Source organism: Streptomyces sp. NPDC058326, assembly GCF_042879855.1.
Classification (GTDB): Bacteria; Actinomycetota; Actinomycetes; order Streptomycetales; family Streptomycetaceae; genus Streptomyces.
In genome coordinates this window covers 235,475-254,860 of the sequence record NZ_JBHVZO010000004.1, presented here as the reverse complement: position 1 = coordinate 254,860, position 19,386 = coordinate 235,475, and the positions used below count along the sequence as shown (strand labels likewise).

Genomic DNA, 19,386 nt, shown 5'->3' with positions numbered 1-19,386 from the left:
CACCCCTTTTCGTACGAGGAGAGCCATGACCGTGGTACCCCCTGCCCAGAATCAGGACGAGGACAGTGCGTACGACTACGACGTGCTCGTCGTCGGCTCCGGCTTCGGCGGTTCGGTCACCGCCCTCCGTCTCACCGAGAAGGGCTACCGGGTCGGCGTCCTGGAAGCCGGGCGCCGCTTCACCCGCGCGACCCTGCCGAAGAACTCCTGGGACGTGAAGAACTTCCTGTGGGCCCCCGCGCTCGGCCTCTACGGCATCCAGCGCATCCACCTGCTCGGCAACGTCATGGTGCTCGCGGGCGCAGGCGTCGGCGGCGGCTCCCTCAACTACGCCAACACCCTCTACGTACCGCCCAAGCCGTTCTTCGACGACCCGCAGTGGAAGGACATCACGGACTGGCAGGACGAGCTGCGGCCGTACTACGACCAGGCGCAGCGCATGCTCGGCGTCCGGCTCAACCCGACGACGACCCCCTCCGACGTGCACCTCAAGGCGGCCGCCCAGGCGATGGGCATCGGCGACACCTTCCACATGGCACCGGTCGGCGTCTTCTTCGGCGACGGTGACGACGCCGACGGAACGGCGAAGGCGAAGCCGGGCGGCGAGGTCGCCGACCCGTACTTCGGAGGTGCGGGGCCGGCCCGGCGCGCCTGCACCGAATGCGGTGAGTGCATGACCGGCTGCCGTCACGGCGCCAAGAACACCCTCAACGAGAACTACCTCCACCTCGCCGAGCAGGCGGGCGCCACCGTCCACCCCCTGACCACGGTCGTCACCGTCACCGAGGACTCGCGGGGCGGCTTCGCGGTGAAGACCCTTCCCACGGATCGGCGGAGGAAGGGGAAGGGGCGGACGTTCACCGCCCGCCGTGTGGTGATCGCGGCCGGCACGTACGGCACCCAGACCCTGCTGCACCGGATGAAGGACAGCGGGCTGCTGCCCCGGATCTCGCACCGGCTCGGCGAACTCACCCGTACCAACTCCGAGGGACTGGTCGGCGCGCAGACCACCGACCGCCGCTACCGCAGGAAGTTCGGCAAGGAGAAGGCCGACTTCACCCGCGGTGTCGCCATCACCTCCTCGGTCCACCCCGACGCCAACACCCACATCGAACCGGTGCGCTACGGCAAGGGCTCCAACTCCATGGGCAGCCTCACCGTCCTCCAGGTGCCCTACGGCGCCCACCGGGTACGCAACTGGTTCCTCAACCTGGTCAGACACCCCGCCCTCGCCGCCCGCTCCCTCTCCAACTGGCACTGGTCGGAGCGGACCATCATCGGCCTGGTCATGCAGTCCCTCGACAACTCCCTGACGACCTACCGCAAGCCGGGCGGCCTCGGAAAGGGCCTGCTCACCGCACGTCAGGGGCACGGCGCACCGAACCCGGTCCAGATCCCGGAGGCCACCCGGGCCGCCACCCTCCTCGCCGAGGAGATCAACGGCTTCGCCGGCTCCAACATCGGCGAACTGATGGGCACCCCGCTCACCGCCCACTTCCTGGGCGGCTGCCCCATCGGCGCCGACGCGGAGACCGGCGTCATCGACCCCTACCACCGGCTCTACGGCCACCCCGGGATCTCCGTCGTCGACGGGGCCGCCGTCTCCGCCAACCTCGGCGTCAACCCGTCGCTGACGATCACGGCCCAGGCCGAGCGGGCCATGTCCTTCTGGCCGAACAAGGGCGAGGAGGACACCCGCCCGCGGCAGGGGGAGGCGTACGTACGGCTCGCGGCGATCGAACCGAAGTCCCCCGCGGTCCCGGCCGAGGCCTTCGGCGCCCTGCGGCTGCCGTTCCTTGGGATGCCCGCGGTCCCGCCGAGGAAGGCCTGACACGGCCCGGACGGCCCGGCTCACAGGAAAGGGCGCTGCACCCCCCTCCGAGTGCAGCGCCCTTACCAGTTTTGGTGATGCTGCATAGATGACCCGCGACCGACGGGATTGGTTGTAGCGGTTGCGCAGGATCTTCGTGTGACGTGCGTCACGCTCGTGTCGGGTGGGTGTCAGCTCCCTTTCGGGCCGCGCGTCAGGGTTCCTTCTCGGGTCGCGCGCACAAGGAAGGGCCCCGCGCGCGCGACGTCTGGTCGCGGCGGCACGGGGCCCTGGGGGTCGGCACCGGTGACAGGGCAGCGGCGGTGCCGAGCGGGGCGGCGCCGGGAGGTCGCGCCGCGTGGGGGGAGGAACGGGAGGACGGGAGGTTCGGAAGATCGGCCGGGTGCGGCCGGCCCCGGGCGTCCCCGGGACCGACCGCCCTTTCTGGGCGACCGGGCTGCTGTCCCCTGCTGTCCGGTCACAAGCGCTGGTGCGAGGTCCCACGACGTACCGGAGTACGCCACACGCCCCAGCGAAGCCACGCGTGGTTTCTTACGGGCCCGCCCCTGGCTGGCACGGACACCAGGACCAACGAAGCCGGGTCGGAGCCGGTCACGCGCCGTACGGGTGAGAGCGGGCCCGAACTCAGATGCGGGGGCCCACCCCATGGCCGGGCGGGGCCGCCGTGAAGCCGTGGGCGCCGGCCTGAAGCCGCGGGGCGCCCACCCCGAAGCCGGGCGGGGACCTCCTCGCCGCCCGGGGGCGTCTCAGATGCGCCCCCGGCACAGCTCCAGCATCGTCATCGCCAGCGTCGTGCCCGGCTTGCCCAGCGCGTCCCGGTAGTGGCCGAGGACCTCCATCTCGCGGGCCAGGTTCACCCGGCGGCCGCCGGAGGAGATCCGGGCCTCCTGGATCACGGCCGAGACGGCCATCCGTTCCTGGATCAACCCGATGATCCGGTCGTCGAGCGCGTCGATGCGCTCACGGGAGTCGCCGATCAGCGCCGCCGCCTCGTCGGTGCGGGCGCCGGTCTTCTCGGTCTCGGTCAGTGCGGTCATGGTGGGCTCCTCGTGATGTCGGAATCTCGGAGGCCCTGGACCGATCCGGCCCGGAAACAGCAGAACGCCCCGGGCCTTGTCGGCCCGGGGCGCCTGGGAAGTCGCTTGTCAGTTGCTCAAGCAGCACGACCATGGCAGCCGGTGGGCCGGTTGCCATAGGTAAAGACGAAGGTCGTGAGCTCGCGCATGACGACAGTATGGACCCGGCCGCCGAGCCCGAGCCAAACCGGGTTCGGATGGTGAGACGAAGAACGTCACCGGCGCGCCGGTAGAATCGACAAATAGCCCCCCTCTCGGGGGATCCTCCCTACCGCCGGAAGGCCGCCGTAGTGTCATCAGCGACTCCCGCTGCCGCGCCCGACGTCTCCAACCCGGACGTAGTCCTCGTTGTCGACTTCGGCGCCCAGTACGCCCAGCTCATCGCCCGCCGCGTCCGTGAGGCCCGGGTCTACAGCGAGATCGTCCCGTCCACCATGCCGGTGGCCGAGATGCTGGCCAAGAACCCGAAGGCGATCATCCTCTCCGGCGGCCCGTCCTCCGTGTACGCGGAGGGCGCTCCCCGTCTCGACCGCGCGCTCTTCGAGGCGGGTGTCCCCGTCTTCGGCATGTGCTACGGCTTCCAGCTGATGGCGACGACCCTCGGTGGCACCGTCGACAACACCGGCGCCCGCGAGTACGGCCGGACCCCGCTGCACGTCTCCAAGGCCGGCTCCACCCTCTTCGAGGGCACGCCGGTCGAGCAGTCCGTCTGGATGTCGCACGGCGACGCCTGCTCCGCCGCCCCCGAGGGCTTCTCCGTCACCGCGTCCACGGACGTCGTGCCGGTCGCCGCCTTCGAGAACGACGAGAAGAAGCTGTACGGCGTCCAGTACCACCCCGAGGTCATGCACTCCACGCACGGCCAGCAGATCCTGGAGCACTTCCTCTACCGCGGTGCCGGTATCCAGCCGAGCTGGACCACGGGCAACGTGATCGAGGAGCAGGTCGCGGCCATCCGCGCCCAGGTCGGCGACAAGCGCGCCATCTGCGGCCTCTCCGGTGGCGTCGACTCCGCCGTGGCCGCCGCGCTCGTCCAGAAGGCCATCGGCTCGCAGCTCACCTGCGTGTACGTCGACCACGGCCTGATGCGCAAGAACGAGACCGAGCAGGTCGAGAAGGACTTCGTCGCCTCGACCGGCGTCAACCTCAAGGTCGTCGACGCCCAGGACCGCTTCCTCGCCGCCCTCGCAGGGGTCTCCGACCCCGAGGAGAAGCGGAAGATCATCGGCCGCGAGTTCATCCGCGTCTTCGAGCAGGCCCAGGCCGAGATCGTCGCCGAGTCGGCGGGCACCGGCGAGGACGTCGCCTTCCTCGTCCAGGGCACGCTCTACCCGGACATCGTCGAGTCCGGCGGCGGCACCGGCACCGCCAACATCAAGTCCCACCACAATGTGGGCGGCCTCCCCGAGGACCTGGAGTTCGAGCTCGTCGAGCCGCTGCGCCAGCTCTTCAAGGACGAGGTCCGCATGGTCGGCCAGGAGCTCGGCCTGCCCGAGGAGATCGTCCAGCGCCAGCCGTTCCCCGGCCCCGGCCTCGGCATCCGCATCGTCGGCGAGGTCACCAAGGAGCGCCTGGACCTGCTGCGCGAGGCCGATGCCATCGCCCGCGAGGAGCTCACCGCGGCCGGCCTCGACCGGGAGATCTGGCAGTGCCCGGTCGTCCTGCTCGCCGACGTCCGCTCCGTGGGCGTCCAGGGCGACGGCCGCACCTACGGCCACCCGATCGTGCTGCGCCCCGTCTCCTCCGAGGACGCCATGACGGCGGACTGGTCGCGCCTGCCGTACGACGTGCTCGCCAAGATCTCCACCCGGATCACCAACGAGGTCGAGGACGTCAACCGCGTCGTCCTCGACATCACCAGCAAGCCGCCGGGCACCATCGAGTGGGAGTAGTCGCTCCCGCGGATGTGTGAGGCCGTCGTCCCGGTAGCCCGGGGCGGCGGCTTCGTCGTGTCCGGGCTCTGGTGACTTGCCCGGCCGGGCGTTACCTTCCGGCGCATGAGCGCGATACCCGAACCCGTCCCCGTCGACCGGCTCCCCTTCGCCCTGCCGCCCGTCCACGCGACGGCCGAGGAGGAACGCGTCCACCGCAAGCAGCGGCTCGCGGGCGCGCTCCGGCTCTTCGGACGGTTCGGCTACGAGGAGGGCGTCTCGGGCCACATCACCGCCCGCGACCCCGAGTACCCCGACGCGTTCTGGGTGAACCCCTTCGGGGCGCCGTTCGAGGAAGTGACCGCGAGCGACCTCATCCTGGTCAACGGCGAAGGACAGGTCCTCCGGGGCGGCCGGCACGTGAACCAGGCCGCGTTCACCGTGCACGCCCAGGTCCACCGGGCCCGGCCCGACGCCGTCGCCGTCGCCCACACCCACTCCCTCCACGGACGGGCCCTCGCCGCGCTCGGTGAACTCCTCGACCCGATCACCCAGGAGGCCTGCGCCTTCTACCAGGACCACGCCCTCTACGACGCCTACACCGGAGTCACCGTGGACGCCGAGGAAGCCCGCCGGATCGCCGTCGCCCTCGGTGCCTTCAAGGCGATCGTGCTCCGCAACCACGGAGTCCTCACCGTCGGCACCTCCGTCGACGCGGCGGCCTGGTGGTTCATCACCGTCGAGCGCTGCGCGCAGGTGCAGCTGGCCGCGCGGGCGGCCGGCAAACCGGTCCTGATCGACCACCGCGAGGCCGTCGCCACCCGCGAACAGCTCGGCGGCGACCTCGTCGCCTGGATCAACTACCAGCCCCTGTGGCGCAGGATCAGCCGAGCGGAGCCCGAACTCCTGTCGTAACACCATCGCTTCACCCTTCTGTACGTCAATGAGATGGCGCGGCAATCACTCTCCGGCGGGGCGCACGCGGGAGGCGCGGGAGCCGCCGGTACGGCACAATTCCGTGGAACCGACGACTGGTTGGCCCTGCGGACGCCCGGTACGTGTCGTGAAGTGAGCTCGGGAAGTGAGCACCGTGGCGGTTCAAGAGGCGAGACAGTACGGCGAGCACGCGACGGCCTGTGCCGGCTGCGCCCACTGCGGCGGGGCCGGCCACCGCCGCGCTGTCGCCGCCTTCCTCGCCCGGCGCGACGAACTCGCCGCCGGACACGGCGTCCCCGCGGCCGTCGCCCACTCCCCGGTCGCCGCCCGCCAGTGGGTCTCCGACGAGCTCGCCCAGTCCGCCCGCGCGGTTGCCGTACGGGACCGGGAGGCCGGCGCGGCGTGGCTCGACCGAGTACGGCGCGGAACCCTCGGCGTCGTCTGGGGCGCCGTCCTCGCCCTCCTCCTCGGCCAGGCCCTCACCGCTGTCGGGGCCGGCTGGACCGGCGCCCGCACGGCCGGCCTCTGCACCGCCCTCGTCCTCGCCGTCCTCCTCAGCGCCGCAGCCCACGTCCACCGCTCCCGAGGCGGACTCCTCGCCCCTCTCATCGGCGAGGACAACCGGCTCTCCACCACCCGTGCCGTCGCTGCCGCCTGGCTCCTGCTCCTCGGCTACACCCTCCTCTTCCTCGCCTTCCGGTCACCGGGCGCGACCGCCTTCGGCCTGGCCCGGGGCGCCGGTCTGCTGACCGCCCTCGCCCTCGTGTCGGCCCTCACGGTGGCCGCCCGCATCGTCGTGACGGTGGGGATCGCCGCCCGCCGCCTCCAGAAGGTGCGCGCCGACCGCCCGCGCCCCTCCGACCTCCTCTGCGACGACAACGGCCGGGCCGACCTCGCCGACGTCCAGTACCTCCTCGTCTCCGGTTCCGTCCTCGTGCTCGCGGCCGCCGGACTCGCCCGCCACCCCTCCGGGCTCCCCGAGGTGCCCTGGACCCTGGTGCTCCTCCTCGGCGGCTCGGCGGCCTGGCACCTCGCCGCCAAGTGCGCCGAGGGCGTCCGCCCCGCCATCCACTCGGTGGTCCGGTCCCGAGAGGCGGGCGACCTCGACGCCCCGATCCGGACGGGCGACGACATCGAGATCCGCGGCTACGGCTTCGTCCCGCCCGGCGCCCGCGCCCCCGACCCGCTGACCCGGCTCGTCGTCCGCATCGGCCCCGTCCACGCCCATGTGCCGCTGGTTCCGGTCCCGGGCGGCTTCGCCAACCCCACCGACACCTCCCTGACCGTCCCCCTCCCGGCCGATGTGGAACCGGGCCGGGTGGAGGTCTCGGTCGTGACGGCGGCGGGCCTGGAGAGCAACCGGGTCACGATCGATGTCGTGGACTGAGCGTCCGGCCCCCTTCCCGTATCCCCGGAGCGCGAGGACGAGGAGAATCGTTCAGCGAACAGTCGTACGGGGCGTGGAGAGGTGACCGACGATGACGGGACAGTCGAACCGGACGGACGACACGGGTGACGGCGCCCAGGGCACCGGCGGCACCGTCCGCCCCACCGAGAACACCCACCTCGACCGACGCGGGGCCGTCCGTGCCCGGTGGACGACCGTCCTCGAAGGGTGGAAGGCGGTTGCCTCCCGCTACGCCCTCCTTCCGCTCCGCCTCTTCCTCGGCATCACCTTCGTCTACGCCGGTCTGGACAAACTCACCGACTCCGCCTTCCTCGCCGACACCGGCAGCGGCTCCATCGGCGAGACGATGCGCGGTGTCCGGGACACCTCGGCCGTCCCCGCCCTGGTCGACCTCGCCCTCAGGAACCCCACCGGATTCGGCTACGCCATCTCCATCGGAGAGCTCGCCGTCGGGATCGGAACCCTGCTGGGCCTCTTCGCGCGACTGGCGGCCCTTGGGGGCGCGCTGATCTCGCTGAGCCTCTGGCTGACCGTGAGCTGGCAGGTGCAGCCCTACTACCTCGGCAACGACCTCGCCTATCTGATGGCCTGGCTCCCGCTGCTGCTGGCAGGTGCGTCCGTGCTGTCGTTGGACAGGCTCCTCGCCGATCGGCGCCGTATTCGGTAGGCGACCCAGGTCGCGAAGCCGGCCGCTCCCAGGCCACCACAGAGCACCGGGACCACTACGTACCAGGGGGTCGTCCAGGACCCGGTGGCGTCCCCCGCGTACACGGCGGCCAGGGCGAGGGCGGTGAGGCCGACGAGAAGCCGGCCGGGGCGGAACTCATGAAGCAGCACGGGTGACCTCCACCTGTCCGATGCCGACCTCGAGCGAGAGGTCCAGAGTGCCCGCCGGGGTGGTCCCGGCCGGCGGGTTGAGCGTGCGGTTCTCCGTACGGTCCGGCGAGATGTCGATGTCGTTCGGGGGCTGACCCGGCAGCTGCAGATCACCGAGCCCCACCTCGGCGCGCACCTTCACGACCGCGTCGTTCGGGACGATCACCTTGAGCTGCCCGGCGCCCACCCCGGCCGACGTCGAGACGGTCGTGCCCGCCGGCACCGGGAGCCGAGACAGATCGAGCGTGCCGACTCCGGTGCCCACCTCGTAGTGGGGCTGCACGGCGGTGACCGCGGTCGGTTCCCATGTCTCGCGGATCCACTCCGTGGAGATCCGGTCGGGCAGCGCCGTGGCCAGCGCCAGCAGTCCCGCCGTGAGCACGGTGTGGAAGATCGTGCCGAACCCCGTCCGGCCGAGGAAGCTGCTGACGGCCAGGCCGAGACCGAACACCGCGAGGGCGGCGACCAGACCGGTCTGCAGGCTTGTGCCGAGCGGCTCCGTCTCCCAGGTCAGCGCGGTGCCGAGAACGGCCGCGACCATGGCGAGCAGGTGGACGAGACCGCCGATGGAGAGCGGACTGCGCCGGACCGAAGGCGTAGGACGCCCGGGGACAGAACGATCGGGGCCCCACTGGCTGCCGGGCTTCGGCACCTCGCCGTCCACCCGGCCGTCCTCGTCCAGGAAACCGTGCGGCCCCCACAGATAGCCCACGGCCACCTTGCCCGTCGAGCCGTCCTTGACTATCGGGTCCTTCCACCACGAGGGGAACTCGACCAGCGGCGGCGCCTTCGTCTCCGGCGGGGCCTCGGCGACCGCGAGAGCGGCGGCGGCCGATTCCACCCGGCCTTCGGGCTCCACCGCACCGACCTGCCGGCGCCGCGACCAGACCGCGGCCGCGCACACCGCGAACGACACCAGGAGGGCGGACCCCAGCATCGTGCCGCTGTGCAGCATCGACAGGAAGATCCCGCAGCCCACCAGTGCCATCAGCACGGCGGCCAGCGACCCGCCGGAGACCCGGCCGGTCAGCAGTCTGCGCCCCTCGCTCTCCTCCTCGCCCGCGAGCGGGATCAGCAGCCAGGCGAAGCCGTAGAAGATCAGCCCGAGGCCGCCCGGCACCGACAGCACACCGATCGCGACCCGGAAGATCACCGGGTCCAGGTCGAAGTGCCGGCCGAGGCCGCCGCAGACTCCGCCCACGACCTTGCTGCCGCGCGAGCGCCGCAGTGGCGGGGCGGTGACGGCCTCCGCCGGCGGCGGGGCCACGTGCTGCGATGGCATCGAACTCGTCATGCCTCCATGGTGACGGCCCGTGACGTCGAAAGGCACCGGGGCCGACCCTGGCCCGACCCTGATATTCGGCACCCCTCCCTCCCTGAGGCGTTACCAGGGACGATCTCAGGGCAGACCCTGATGCCCCGGGCCCGCCGATCGTGTGACGATCAGTGCATGTCCGCAGCCGCTCGTCTCACCGAGACCGACGAACCGCCCGTGCGCAGGCTCTACAGGAGCGCCGACGGGCGATGGCTCGGCGGTGTCGCCCGTGGTCTCGCCGGACACCTCGGGCTGCCCGTCGTCTGGGTGCGGGTGGTCTTCCTGGCCCTCTTCCTCGCGGACGGCCTCGGCCTCCTGCTCTACGCGGCGTTCTGGATCGTCGTCCCGCTCGGCGTCGGCGGCCGCACCGCCCCGCGGCCCGTCTTCGAGATCACCCCCGACGGGCGTCGAAGACTGCGCAAGCCCGATCGCGGACAGGTCGTCGCCCTGATAGCCCTGGCGATCGGCGGCGCGGTCCTCGTCGGGAGCATCAGCTTCGAGAACGAGTCCGGGCGGTACATCTGGCCCTTGATCCTCGTCTGCGGCGGCGTCACCCTGGTCTGGCGCCAGGCGGACAACGCCCGTCGGGCCAGTTGGACCGACGGCGGGCGCCACAGCCGCGCCTTCCATCTCGCACGCGGCCTCGCCGGCGTCGCCCTGGTCGGCACCGGTCTCGCGGTCTTCGTGGTGGTCCGCGGCTCCGTCGCACAGCTGGGCACGGCCCTCACCGCCGCCGTCGCGGTGCTCACCGGGATAGCCCTGCTCGCCGGTCCCTGGCTCGTGCGGATGTCGCAGGACCTCACGGAGGAGCGGACCATGCGCATCCGCGCCCAGGAGCGTGCCGAGGTGGCGGCGCACGTCCACGACTCCGTGCTGCACACCCTCACCCTGATCCAGCGCAACGCCGACGACGTGGGCGAGGTACGCCGCCTCGCCCGGGCCCAGGAGCGGGAGCTGCGGAACTGGCTCTACAAGCCCGAGGGCACCGGCAGGGACGAGGAGCCCGACACCCTCGCCGAGGCTGTGAAGAAGGCCGCGGCCGAGGTCGAGGACAAGCACGGAGTCCCCCTCGAAGTCGTCGTCGTCGGAGACTGCCCGCTCGACGACGGACTGGTCGCGCAGATGCAGGCCGCGCGCGAGGCGATGGTCAACGCCGCCAAGTACGGTGGCGAGGGCGGCGCCGTGCAGGTGTACGCGGAGGTGGAGGGCCGCACGGTCTTCGTCTCGGTGCGGGACCGGGGGCCGGGCTTCGACCTGGACGCGGTGCCCGAGGACAGGATGGGCGTACGAGAATCGATCATCGGCCGGATGCAGCGCAACGGCGGCACCGCCCGGCTGCGGTCCGTGCCGGGCGGGGGCACCGAAGTGGAGCTTGAGATGGAGAGGGCGGACGGATGAGCGACGAGACCGGGGCGGCTACCGGGACCGATGCGGGGGCGGCGGGCACGGAGCGCCGGGTGCGGGTGGTGCTCGTCGACGACCACCGGATGTTCCGTACGGGAGTGCAGGCCGAGATCGGCCGGACCGAGGTCACCGGCGTCGAGGTGGTCGGCGAGGCCGCCGACGTCGACCAGGCGGTCACCGTCATCACGGCGACCCGCCCCGAGGTCGTCCTCCTCGACGTGCACCTTCCGGGCGGCGGCGGGGTGGAGGTGCTGCGGCGCTGCGCGAGCCTGATGGGCGCGGCGGAGGACCCGGTCCGCTTCCTGGCCCTCTCCGTCTCGGACGCGGCCGAGGACGTGATCGGGGTGATCCGGGGCGGTGCCCGTGGCTACGTCACCAAGACGATCACCGGTACCGATCTGGTCGACTCGATCTTCCGGGTCCAGGAGGGCGACGCCGTCTTCTCCCCCCGGCTCGCGGGGTTCGTCCTGGATGCCTTCGCCTCGACGGACGCGCCCCCGGTGGACGAGGATCTGGACCGGCTGACCCAGCGGGAGCGGGAGGTGCTGCGACTGATCGCCCGGGGGTACGCGTACAAGGAGATCGCGAAGCAGCTCTACATCTCGGTGAAGACGGTCGAGTCGCACGTCTCGGCGGTGCTGCGGAAGCTCCAGCTCTCCAACCGCCACGAGCTGACCCGCTGGGCCACCGCCCGCCGCCTGGTCTGAGCCCGTCCTCAGCTCACCCGGGTCGCTCCGGCGAAGGGCATCTCGTCGATCGGGGCGACCCGGATGGGGGCGCCCGGCCGGGGCGCGTGGATCATCCGGCCGCCGCCGATGTAGAGCCCGACGTGGCTGATCCCGGAGTAGAAGAAGACGAGGTCGCCGGGGGCGAGCTCGGAGCGGGAGACGCGCCGGCCGGCGTTGATCTGGGTGTACGTGGTGCGGGGCAGGGAAACGCCGGCCGCGCGCCAGGCCGCCTGGGTGAGGCCCGAGCAGTCGTACCCGGAGGGACCCGTCGCCCCCCACACGTACGGCTTGCCGAGCTGGGCGCGGGCGAAGGAGATGGCCTCGGCGGCCCGGCTGTTCGGCGCGGTCACCGGTCCCCGCTCGCCTCCCGTGGAGCGGTCGGCCCGCACCGTGGCGGAGCCGCCGGAGGCGGTCGTACCGGCGGTGCCGCCGTTCCCCGCCGAGGCGGCGGATCCGTCCCGGGCCGCGGTGGCGGCCTCGTACCGGGCCCGCTCCTCCGCGGTCAGCCGGGCGAGCAGGGTGCGCGCCGCCCGCAGCTTGCCGAGCACGGCCGTCTTCTGGCGCCGCAGCTCCGCCTCGTGCCCGCGCAGCGCCGTCAGGCGTCCCGCCGACTCCTCGCGCAGCTGCCGGATCGCGGCGAGCTCGCGCCGTACGGCGCTGACGGCGACCGCCTGCCGGTCCCCGGCCCTCTCGGCGAGCGCGGCCCGCTCCAGGTACTCGTCGGGGGCGGAGGTGAGGGCGAGCTGTACCGCGGGGTCGAGGCCTCCTGACCGGTACTGGGCGGCGGCCATGGCGCCGAGCCCGTCCCGCGCGGTGTTGAGCCGCTGGGTTCGGCGGGCGGCCTCGTCGCGCAGCCGGTCGAAGGCGGCGCGGGCCTCGTCCGCCTTCTCCTCGGCCCCGTTGTACCGCTCGGTCGCGACCTCGGCCTCCTCGTAGAGGCGGTCGACCTTCGCCTTGACCTGAGCGGTGGTGGGCCGGGGATCCGCGTGACCGGACCCCTCGAAGAGCGTCGCTGTCGCCGCGGAGGCGAGGGCGAGTGTGGCGGCGGTGCGGACCGCCTGACCACCGAGGGGGGACTGCTTGGGTTTTCGGTGTGCTGCCACGAGGGCGGGTCACATCCTCTGCCTGGGGGAACGGGCCCACCGGGCCGACGGCGGGCCGCACAGGGGGACGGCCCGCCGCCGGGTTCCTCGGCGGGGGTGACCGACGGCCGCCGGAGCGCCGGCGGTGGTGGGGAGCCGGCCACCTGGTGGAGGACGCTAAACCTGGGGTCACGCCAGGGCGGTGAGTTGACCGCTATTGGCGAGAGTTGACGGCCGGAGACCGGACTCTTTCGCCCGGGAGGACAGGCCGGGGGGCAATCCGGCGCCCGGCCGACCGAAGCGCCGGAGCGGGTGGACCCGGCCAGTGGGCGGTGCTATGGCCCCGGTTAGGCTCCGCTCCATGGACGTACTCATCAATGTCTTCGTCGCCCTGCACATCATCGGAATCGCCTCCCTGCTGGGCGGATTCCTCACCCAGATGAAGGCGATGGGCGCCGGTACGGCCCGCTTCAACCCCGCGATGCTGCACGGCGCGCTGCTCATGCTGGTCACGGGCGTCGCGCTCGTCGGCCTGAACCAGGCCGACGGCCAGACCGTGAACAACATCAAGATCGGCGTGAAGCTCGCGGTGCTCGTCGTCGTCCTCGGCCTCGTCTACGTCAAGCGCGACGAGGAGAAGATCGACAAGGGTCTCTTCGCCACCGTCGGCGCCCTGACCACGGCGAACATCTTCATCGCGACCCTCTGGACGTGACGCGCGGGCACCCCGGCGGCAACGGCGGAGCCCCGGGGTGTGACCGGTTCCGCAGGCCTCTGAGGAAGGCGGCTCCCGAAGGCGGGCCCGGATGTCGGTGGGGCGTCCTAGACTCGTGAGGCGATGAGCAGCCTCTTTGACGACAGCTTCCTGGCAGGCCTCCAGAACCACTCCTCGGAGGAGCCCCCGCCCCACCCCGAGGACCACGAGCACGGCTCACCGGCCGCGGAGGAGGTCCCGCACGACCTCTTCGGGGAGCACTTCGACGTGCCCCCGCCCGCCCGGGACCCGTACTACCGGGACGGCGCACCGCGCCCCGTCGTGGACCCCGCCACGCTCCTGGAGGGGCTGAACGAGCAGCAGCGCGCCGCCGTCGTCCACACCGACACCCCGCTGCTCATCGTCGCGGGCGCCGGCTCCGGCAAGACCCGGGTGCTCACCCACCGCATCGCCCACCTCCTGGGCACGCGGCACGTGCACCCCGGCCAGATACTGGCGATCACCTTCACGAACAAGGCCGCCGGCGAGATGAAGGAGCGCGTCGAGCACCTCGTCGGACCGCGGGCCAACGCGATGTGGGTCATGACCTTCCACAGCGCCTGTGTCCGCATCCTGCGCCGCGAGTCGAAGAAGCTGGGCTTCACCTCCTCCTTCTCGATCTACGACGCCGCCGACTCCAAGCGGCTGATGTCCCTGGTCTGCCGTGACCTGGACCTCGACCCGAAGAAGTTCCCGCCGAAGTCGTTCAGCGCCAAGATCTCGAACCTGAAGAACGAGCTGATCGACGAGGAGACCTTCGCCGACCAGGCCGTCGACGGCTTCGAGAAGACGCTCGCCGAGGCCTACCGGATGTACCAGGCGCGGCTGCGCGAGGCCAACGCCCTGGACTTCGACGACATCATCATGACGACGGTCCACCTGCTCCAGGCGTTCCCCGACGTCGCCGAGCACTACCGCCGCCGCTTCCGCCACGTCCTCGTCGACGAGTACCAGGACACCAACCACGCCCAGTACACCCTCGTACGGGAGCTCGTCGGCACCGGCTACGAGGACCTCGGCCCGGCCGAACTGTGCGTCGTCGGTGACGCCGACCAGTCGATCTACGCCTTCCGCGGCGCGACCATCCGGAACATCCTCCAGTTCGAGGAGGACTACCCGGACGCGACCACGATCCTCCTGGAGCAGAACTACCGCTCCACGCAGACGATCCTCTCCGCCGCCAACGCCGTCATCGAGCGCAACGAGTCCCGCCGTCCCAAGAACCTGTGGACGAACGCGGGCGCGGGTGCGCAGATCACCGGCTACGTCGCGGACACCGAGCACGACGAGGCCCAGTTCGTCGCCGACGAGATCGACCGGCTGACGGACGCGGGCGAGGCCAAGGCCGGGGACGTCGCCGTCTTCTACCGGACCAACGCCCAGTCCCGTGTCTTCGAAGAGATCTTCATCCGCGTCGGACTGCCCTACAAGGTCGTCGGCGGCGTGCGCTTCTACGAGCGCAAGGAGGTCAGGGACGTCCTCGCGTACCTGCGGGTCCTCGCCAACCCCGAGGACAACGTCCCGCTGCGCCGCATCCTCAACGTCCCCAAGCGGGGCATCGGCGAGCGCGCCGAGGCGATGATCGACGCCCTCTCGCTCCGCGAGAAGATCACCTTCCCGCAGGCCCTCAAGCGGGTCGACGAGGCGTACGGCATGGCCGCCCGCTCGGCGAACGCCGTCAAGAGGTTCAACGTGCTGATGGACGAGCTGCGCACCGTCGTCGAGTCCGGCGCAGGACCCGCCGTCGTCCTGGAGGCAGTCCTGGAGCGCACGGGCTATCTGGCCGAGCTCCAGGCCTCGACCGACCCGCAGGACGAGACCCGGATCGAGAACCTCCAGGAACTCGCGGCCGTCGCCCTCGAGTTCGAGCAGGAGCGCGGCGAGGAGCCCGCGACCCTAGCGGAGTTCCTCGAGAAGGTCGCGCTCGTCGCCGACTCCGACCAGATCCCGGACGAGGACGACGAGGGCAGGGGCGTCATCACCCTGATGACGCTGCACACCGCCAAGGGCCTCGAGTTCCCGGTGGTGTTCCTCACCGGCATGGAGGACGGCGTCTTCCCGCACATGCGGGCCCTCGGGCAGGCGAAGGAGCTGGAGGAGGAGCGGCGCCTCGCGTACGTCGGCATCACGCGCGCGCGTGAGCGGCTCTACCTCACGCGGTCGTCGATGCGCAGCGCCTGGGGTCAGCCCTCGTACAACCCGGCCTCGCGTTTCCTGGAGGAGATCCCGACCGCGTACCTGGAGTGGAAGCGGACCGGTCCGATGGCGAAGCCCGCCGGGCCGACCTCGGGGATCACCTCCTCGCTCTCCTCCTCCCGTTCGCGCTCCGGCCCCTCGGGCTTCGCCACCCGGCGCGCCGGGGAGAAGCCGGTGATCTCGCTCCAGGTCGGCGACCGGGTCACCCACGACCAGTTCGGGCTCGGCACGGTCATGGCGATGAAGGGCGCGGGCGTCGACGCCGAGGCGACGATCGACTTCGGCGACGAGAAGCCGAAGCGGCTGCTGCTGCGGTACGCGCCGGTCGAGAAGCTGTAGCGGATACGGGAGAGGCCCCGGACGGAAGTCCGGGGCCCTCTTTCGTGCGTGCGCGAAGGCGCGGGTCAGCTGGTCGGGTCGAGCCCCTGGCTCCGCAGCCAGGCCAGCGGGTCGATCGCGTAGCCCCCGCCCGGCCGGACCTCGAAGTGGAGGTGCGGGCCGGTGGAGTTGCCCGAGTCGCCGGAGTACGCGATGACGTCACCGGCTTTGACGGAACCGGAGCGGTACTTGGCGCTGCTGAGGTGGCAGTACCAGGTCTCGGTGCCGTCAGGGGCGGTCACGATCACCATGTTGCCGTAGGCGCTGTTGATCTGGGTGCGGACGGTGCCGTCCGTCGCGGCGCGTACGGGGGTGCCGGTCTGCACGGGGAAGTCGATGCCGGTGTGTACGGACATCCAGTTGACGCCGGACTGGCCGAAGCGGGCGCTGAGCTGGTGGAGCTCCACCGGCAGGCTGAACTTGGGGCGCAGTGCCTCCTTGCGGGCCGCCTCTTCCTCGCGCTTCTTCTTCTCGGCCACCTGGCGGGCCTTGAGGTCGATGCGTTCCTGGGTGCGGCTGGCGCGGTCACCGAAGTCGCGGGCGTCGGCGCTGAGCGCGGCGAGCTGGGTGTCGAGCGCGTTGTTCGCGGCGACCTGCTTGACGGAAGCGGGGTCGGAGGCGGCGAGCGAGGTGGTGTCGTCCTTCTTCTGCCCGCCGTCGCCGCCGGCTCCGGTGAGTCCGCCGACGGAGGCGGCGGCGATGCCGGCCACCCCCATGACGCAGGCGGAGGGGACGGCGACGGTCAGCAGCGCGGACCGTTTGGCGGGGGTACGGCGGCGGCCGCGGCTGCCACCGGGGGAACGGCGCACGGGGCGGCCGGCCGGCGGGGAGTCCGCGCGGACCTCGGCGGCGGGTTCGTCGCCGGGGCTGTCGGGGCTCTCGTGGCGGTCGTCGGTGAGGCCGTACGAGGCCTCGTCGTCGCCTTCGCCGGCGGCGTGGTCCCCGGCGTCACGGGTCTCGCCGGAGTGGCCGGTGTGCTCCGTGTGTTCCGCGGGGTGTTCGTCGTACGCGTACTCCGCCTGGGCGTGGGCATCGGCGGCCGCCCCTGTCTCGGGGACGTACTCGAACGCGAACTCCGCGGTGTGCTCGGCAGGGACGTACTGCTGGGGGACGACCGGCTCGGCTGCCGCGGCCTGGTTCCAGGCCGTCGCGTCGTAGGCACCGGTGTCGGTCGCGAAGGCGGGGGCGGCCCACTGGCCGGTGGCGTCGTAGGCCTCGTAGCCGTACGCGCCCTGGGCGGCGTAGGCGCCGGAGTGGACGGTCTCGTACTGGCCGGGGTGCTGGGCCTCGGTCCAGGCGGACGCGTCCCACTGGCCGGTGGTGTCGTACGACGGGGCGGCGTCGTACTGCGGGTTCGTGTCGTACTGCCCGCTCGTCTCGTACGACCCGGTCGTTGTCGCGTACGAGCCGGTGTCCTGATGGACGCCGGTGGTGTTCCACTGCCCGGTGGTGTCGTACGGGCCGGTCGTGTCGTACTGCCCGGTGGCGGTGCCGTACTGGGTGCCGCTGTCGTACGCCGTGGTGTCGTACTGCCCCGTCGTGCCGTACGCGCCGGAGGCGTCGTACCCGCCGAGATCCCACTGGCCGCTGTGGTCCGACGAGCCGTCGGCGTAGGCGCCGAACAGCGGGTCGGTGGCGAAACTGCCGGTGGAGTGGGTGCCGTCTCCGACGTACCCGGCGTGGGGGTGCTGGTCGTTCACCAACGTCTCTCTCGCCTCGGCAGCAGGACCAGTCCGGGGCGATCCCGACGAGGGGTGTCCCGGGGGTAAGCAGTGGCGCGACTGTACCCGGCGGTATGCGCAGCCGACAATCTTCGAAGGGGCCGGGGGCCGCAGGAAACGGGCAATCGGCCGTGTTTCGCCAGCTCACGGGCTGAGCTTTGGCCTTGTGTTCGATGAACGTTCGAAGAACGGTGTCGGAGTGTCAGGCGACGAAGCCCGCACCGGGCTCCTCCGGCCGGGCTTCCGTGGCACCCGTCCCCTCGGCGTCGAGGGCCTCCAGGACCCCGGCGGCCACCGTCGGGTGCACGGGCAGCGCGAGATGGCCGACCCCGCTGACCCGGACGTTGTGCACGAGGAGGTCGGCGTGGTCGAGACGGGCCGTCTCCGCGGGGACCATGACCTGGTCGAGATCGCTCCAGAAGCTCACGAACCGGGTCCGGCACCCCGGCGACGGACCGGCGAGCTCCCGCAGCACCTCCGAACCCGGCCGCATCTGCCGCACCAGCGGATGCGCGTCGGCGAGCGGAGCGATGGTGGTGCCGGCGTGCGGGGTGCCGAGCATGACCAGGGTGCGTACCCGGCTGTCACCGCCGAGACGCTGTACGTAATAGCGGGCGATCAGCCCGCCCAGGCTGTGTCCGACGACGTCGACCTCGGCGTGTCCCGTACGGGCGCGGATCTCCTCGACCCGGCGCCCGAGCAGCTCGGCGGCGGCCCGCAGGTCGCAGGTGAGCGGGGAGTAGTTGAGCGACTCGACGCAGTCACGGCCGTTGCGGGTGAGCGCGCGGCGCAGCAGGACGAAGACGGAGCGGTTGTCCACGAAGCCGTGCAGCAGGACGACCGGGCGCCGGCCCGGGATGTCCGCCGCCGGAGGAAGGGTGGGGGCGAGGCGCTCGGCCACGATCCCCGACGGGTAGAGGACGAGGTGGCCGGTGAGGATCGCCAGCTCCAGAGCGGTGGCCTTCATCAGGGCGGTGACCTTGGTGAGCTCCATGGCCGGCCTCCCGAACGGCACGCGGGGCCGGACGGCACGCCGGTCCGCCGTGCCCCCGTGCCGCACGGACGGCGGCGCGGAGGCGCGGCGGACCTCGTCGCGGCTCCCTTTGCGACCGGTCCCCGCTTGCGGCTGGTGGGCCCAGGAGGAGGGCCCGTAAGCGGGGGACGGTGCAGAGCGAACATGTCCCACGTGTGATTTCCCCCTCGCTCGCCTCCGCGAAACAGCCGGGTGCATGATGCTGGAGATAACGTTCGTTCACCTCCCCGGCAATCAGGCGCGGGGGTCGCATGTGGAGGCAGTGATGGGTGTGAGCGGTCCGATCCGCGTGGTGGTCGCCAAGCCGGGTCTCGACGGTCACGATCGCGGGGCCAAGGTCATCGCGCGGGCACTCCGCGACGCCGGTATGGAGGTCATCTACACCGGGCTCCACCAGACACCGGAGCAGATCGTCGACACCGCGATCCAGGAGGATGCCGACGCGATCGGTCTCTCGATCCTCTCCGGAGCGCACAACACGCTGTTCGTGAAGGTCCTGGAGCTCCTCAAGGACCGCGACGCGGAGGACATCAAGGTCTTCGGTGGCGGCATCATCCCGGACGGGGACATCGCGCCGCTGAAGGAGAAGGGCGTGGCCGAGATCTTCACGCCGGGCGCGACGACGGCGTCCATCGTCGACTGGGTGAACGCGAACGTCCGGGTGGCCGTGTAACACGCGTCGGTCTGGTACGCACCTCACGATCAGGCCTTCGGGGCCCTCTTCCCGGGATGGATGCCGGGGGAGGGCCCTTCGTGCTGTCGGGCCGGACGCCGGGT

General features: G+C 71.7%; 15 protein-coding genes. 10 read left to right on the top strand and 5 right to left on the bottom strand.

Annotated features, from left to right (window positions below):
- Window positions 1–25 precede the first annotated feature (25 nt).
- On the top strand, window positions 26–1,831 hold the full coding sequence (locus ACFVYX_RS09800) for a GMC family oxidoreductase N-terminal domain-containing protein (RefSeq protein ID WP_389680833.1): 1,806 nt from the start codon (window positions 26–28) through the stop codon (window positions 1,829–1,831).
- Between the two features lie 746 nt (window positions 1,832–2,577).
- Here the strand turns inward: ACFVYX_RS09800 and ACFVYX_RS09795 are convergent.
- Complete coding sequence (locus ACFVYX_RS09795; RefSeq protein WP_389680832.1) at window positions 2,578–2,868, bottom strand: chorismate mutase; 291 nt, start codon at window positions 2,866–2,868, stop codon at window positions 2,578–2,580.
- Between the two features lie 329 nt (window positions 2,869–3,197).
- Here ACFVYX_RS09795 and guaA point away from each other — a divergent pair, with 329 nt between their 5' ends.
- From guaA to ACFVYX_RS09775, 4 genes are all read left to right on the top strand, one after another.
- On the top strand, window positions 3,198–4,799 hold the full coding sequence (gene guaA / locus ACFVYX_RS09790; RefSeq protein WP_389680831.1) for a glutamine-hydrolyzing GMP synthase: 1,602 nt from the start codon (window positions 3,198–3,200) through the stop codon (window positions 4,797–4,799).
- Window positions 4,800–4,904: 105 nt separating this feature from the next.
- The gene (locus ACFVYX_RS09785) at window positions 4,905–5,693 is read left to right on the top strand and encodes a class II aldolase/adducin family protein (RefSeq protein WP_389680830.1); all 789 of its coding nucleotides are present in this window, start codon (window positions 4,905–4,907) and stop codon (window positions 5,691–5,693) included.
- A 175-nt stretch (window positions 5,694–5,868) separates the two neighbouring features.
- Complete coding sequence (locus ACFVYX_RS09780) at window positions 5,869–7,101, top strand: hypothetical protein (protein WP_389680829.1); 1,233 nt, start codon at window positions 5,869–5,871, stop codon at window positions 7,099–7,101.
- Between the two features lie 91 nt (window positions 7,102–7,192).
- The gene (locus ACFVYX_RS09775) at window positions 7,193–7,789 is read left to right on the top strand and encodes a DoxX family protein (RefSeq protein WP_389680828.1); all 597 of its coding nucleotides are present in this window, start codon (window positions 7,193–7,195) and stop codon (window positions 7,787–7,789) included.
- Window positions 7,790–7,945: 156 nt separating this feature from the next.
- Here the strand turns inward: ACFVYX_RS09775 and ACFVYX_RS09770 are convergent, their stop codons facing one another.
- Window positions 7,946–9,292 (bottom strand): PspC domain-containing protein, encoded by a 1,347-nt coding sequence (locus ACFVYX_RS09770; protein ID WP_389680827.1) that lies wholly within the window; start codon window positions 9,290–9,292, stop codon window positions 7,946–7,948.
- Window positions 9,293–9,448: 156 nt separating this feature from the next.
- Between ACFVYX_RS09770 and ACFVYX_RS09765 the strand changes: the two genes are divergently transcribed.
- Both ACFVYX_RS09765 and ACFVYX_RS09760 read left to right on the top strand, forming a co-directional pair.
- Window positions 9,449–10,711, top strand: a complete 1,263-nt coding sequence (locus tag ACFVYX_RS09765) for a PspC domain-containing protein (protein WP_389680826.1) — start codon at window positions 9,449–9,451, stop codon at window positions 10,709–10,711.
- Complete coding sequence (locus ACFVYX_RS09760; protein ID WP_389680825.1) at window positions 10,708–11,424, top strand: LuxR C-terminal-related transcriptional regulator; 717 nt, start codon at window positions 10,708–10,710, stop codon at window positions 11,422–11,424. Before ACFVYX_RS09765 ends, ACFVYX_RS09760 begins: the two co-directional genes overlap by 4 nt.
- An 8-nt stretch (window positions 11,425–11,432) precedes the next feature.
- On the opposite strand, the gene ACFVYX_RS09755 is transcribed toward ACFVYX_RS09760, so the two are convergent.
- The gene (locus ACFVYX_RS09755; RefSeq protein WP_389680824.1) at window positions 11,433–12,548 is read right to left on the bottom strand and encodes an NlpC/P60 family protein; all 1,116 of its coding nucleotides are present in this window, start codon (window positions 12,546–12,548) and stop codon (window positions 11,433–11,435) included.
- A 340-nt stretch (window positions 12,549–12,888) separates the two neighbouring features.
- Between ACFVYX_RS09755 and ACFVYX_RS09750 the strand changes: the two genes are divergently transcribed.
- Both ACFVYX_RS09750 and pcrA read left to right on the top strand, forming a co-directional pair.
- Window positions 12,889–13,242 (top strand): hypothetical protein, encoded by a 354-nt coding sequence (locus ACFVYX_RS09750; protein WP_389680823.1) that lies wholly within the window; start codon window positions 12,889–12,891, stop codon window positions 13,240–13,242.
- A 123-nt stretch (window positions 13,243–13,365) separates the two neighbouring features.
- On the top strand, window positions 13,366–15,816 hold the full coding sequence (gene pcrA / locus ACFVYX_RS09745) for a DNA helicase PcrA (protein WP_389680822.1): 2,451 nt from the start codon (window positions 13,366–13,368) through the stop codon (window positions 15,814–15,816).
- A 65-nt stretch (window positions 15,817–15,881) separates the two neighbouring features.
- Here pcrA and ACFVYX_RS09740 read toward each other — a convergent pair whose 3' ends face one another.
- Together ACFVYX_RS09740 and ACFVYX_RS09735 are read right to left on the bottom strand one after the other, a co-directional pair.
- Entirely contained in the window at window positions 15,882–17,555 is a 1,674-nt protein-coding gene (locus tag ACFVYX_RS09740) for a M23 family metallopeptidase (protein WP_389680821.1), read from the bottom strand.
- Between the two features lie 223 nt (window positions 17,556–17,778).
- Window positions 17,779–18,570: an esterase/lipase family protein gene (locus ACFVYX_RS09735; protein ID WP_389680820.1), complete on the bottom strand. Its 792-nt coding sequence runs from the start codon at window positions 18,568–18,570 to the stop codon at window positions 17,779–17,781.
- A 304-nt stretch (window positions 18,571–18,874) separates the two neighbouring features.
- Between ACFVYX_RS09735 and ACFVYX_RS09730 the strand changes: the two genes are divergently transcribed.
- Entirely contained in the window at window positions 18,875–19,282 is a 408-nt protein-coding gene (locus ACFVYX_RS09730; RefSeq protein WP_389680819.1) for a cobalamin B12-binding domain-containing protein, read from the top strand.
- The last annotated feature ends 104 nt before the right edge of the window (window positions 19,283–19,386 follow it).

Excerpts from the sequence above, each read along its gene's own strand:
- ACFVYX_RS09775 (WP_389680828.1), top strand. The coding sequence starts at position 7,193 with ATGACGGGACAGTCGAACCGGACGGACGACACGGGTGACGGCGCCCAG.
- ACFVYX_RS09785 (WP_389680830.1), top strand. The coding sequence starts at position 4,905 with ATGAGCGCGATACCCGAACCCGTCCCCGTCGACCGGCTCCCCTTCGCC.
- ACFVYX_RS09795 (WP_389680832.1), bottom strand. The coding sequence starts at position 2,868 with ATGACCGCACTGACCGAGACCGAGAAGACCGGCGCCCGCACCGACGAG.
- ACFVYX_RS09770 (WP_389680827.1), bottom strand. The coding sequence starts at position 9,292 with ATGACGAGTTCGATGCCATCGCAGCACGTGGCCCCGCCGCCGGCGGAG.
- ACFVYX_RS09760 (WP_389680825.1), top strand. The coding sequence starts at position 10,708 with ATGAGCGACGAGACCGGGGCGGCTACCGGGACCGATGCGGGGGCGGCG.
- pcrA (WP_389680822.1), top strand. The coding sequence starts at position 13,366 with ATGAGCAGCCTCTTTGACGACAGCTTCCTGGCAGGCCTCCAGAACCAC.
- ACFVYX_RS09735 (WP_389680820.1), bottom strand. The coding sequence starts at position 18,570 with ATGGAGCTCACCAAGGTCACCGCCCTGATGAAGGCCACCGCTCTGGAG.
- ACFVYX_RS09765 (WP_389680826.1), top strand. The coding sequence starts at position 9,449 with ATGTCCGCAGCCGCTCGTCTCACCGAGACCGACGAACCGCCCGTGCGC.
- ACFVYX_RS09730 (WP_389680819.1), top strand. The coding sequence starts at position 18,875 with ATGGGTGTGAGCGGTCCGATCCGCGTGGTGGTCGCCAAGCCGGGTCTC.
- ACFVYX_RS09800 (WP_389680833.1), top strand. The coding sequence starts at position 26 with ATGACCGTGGTACCCCCTGCCCAGAATCAGGACGAGGACAGTGCGTAC.
- ACFVYX_RS09750 (WP_389680823.1), top strand. The coding sequence starts at position 12,889 with ATGGACGTACTCATCAATGTCTTCGTCGCCCTGCACATCATCGGAATC.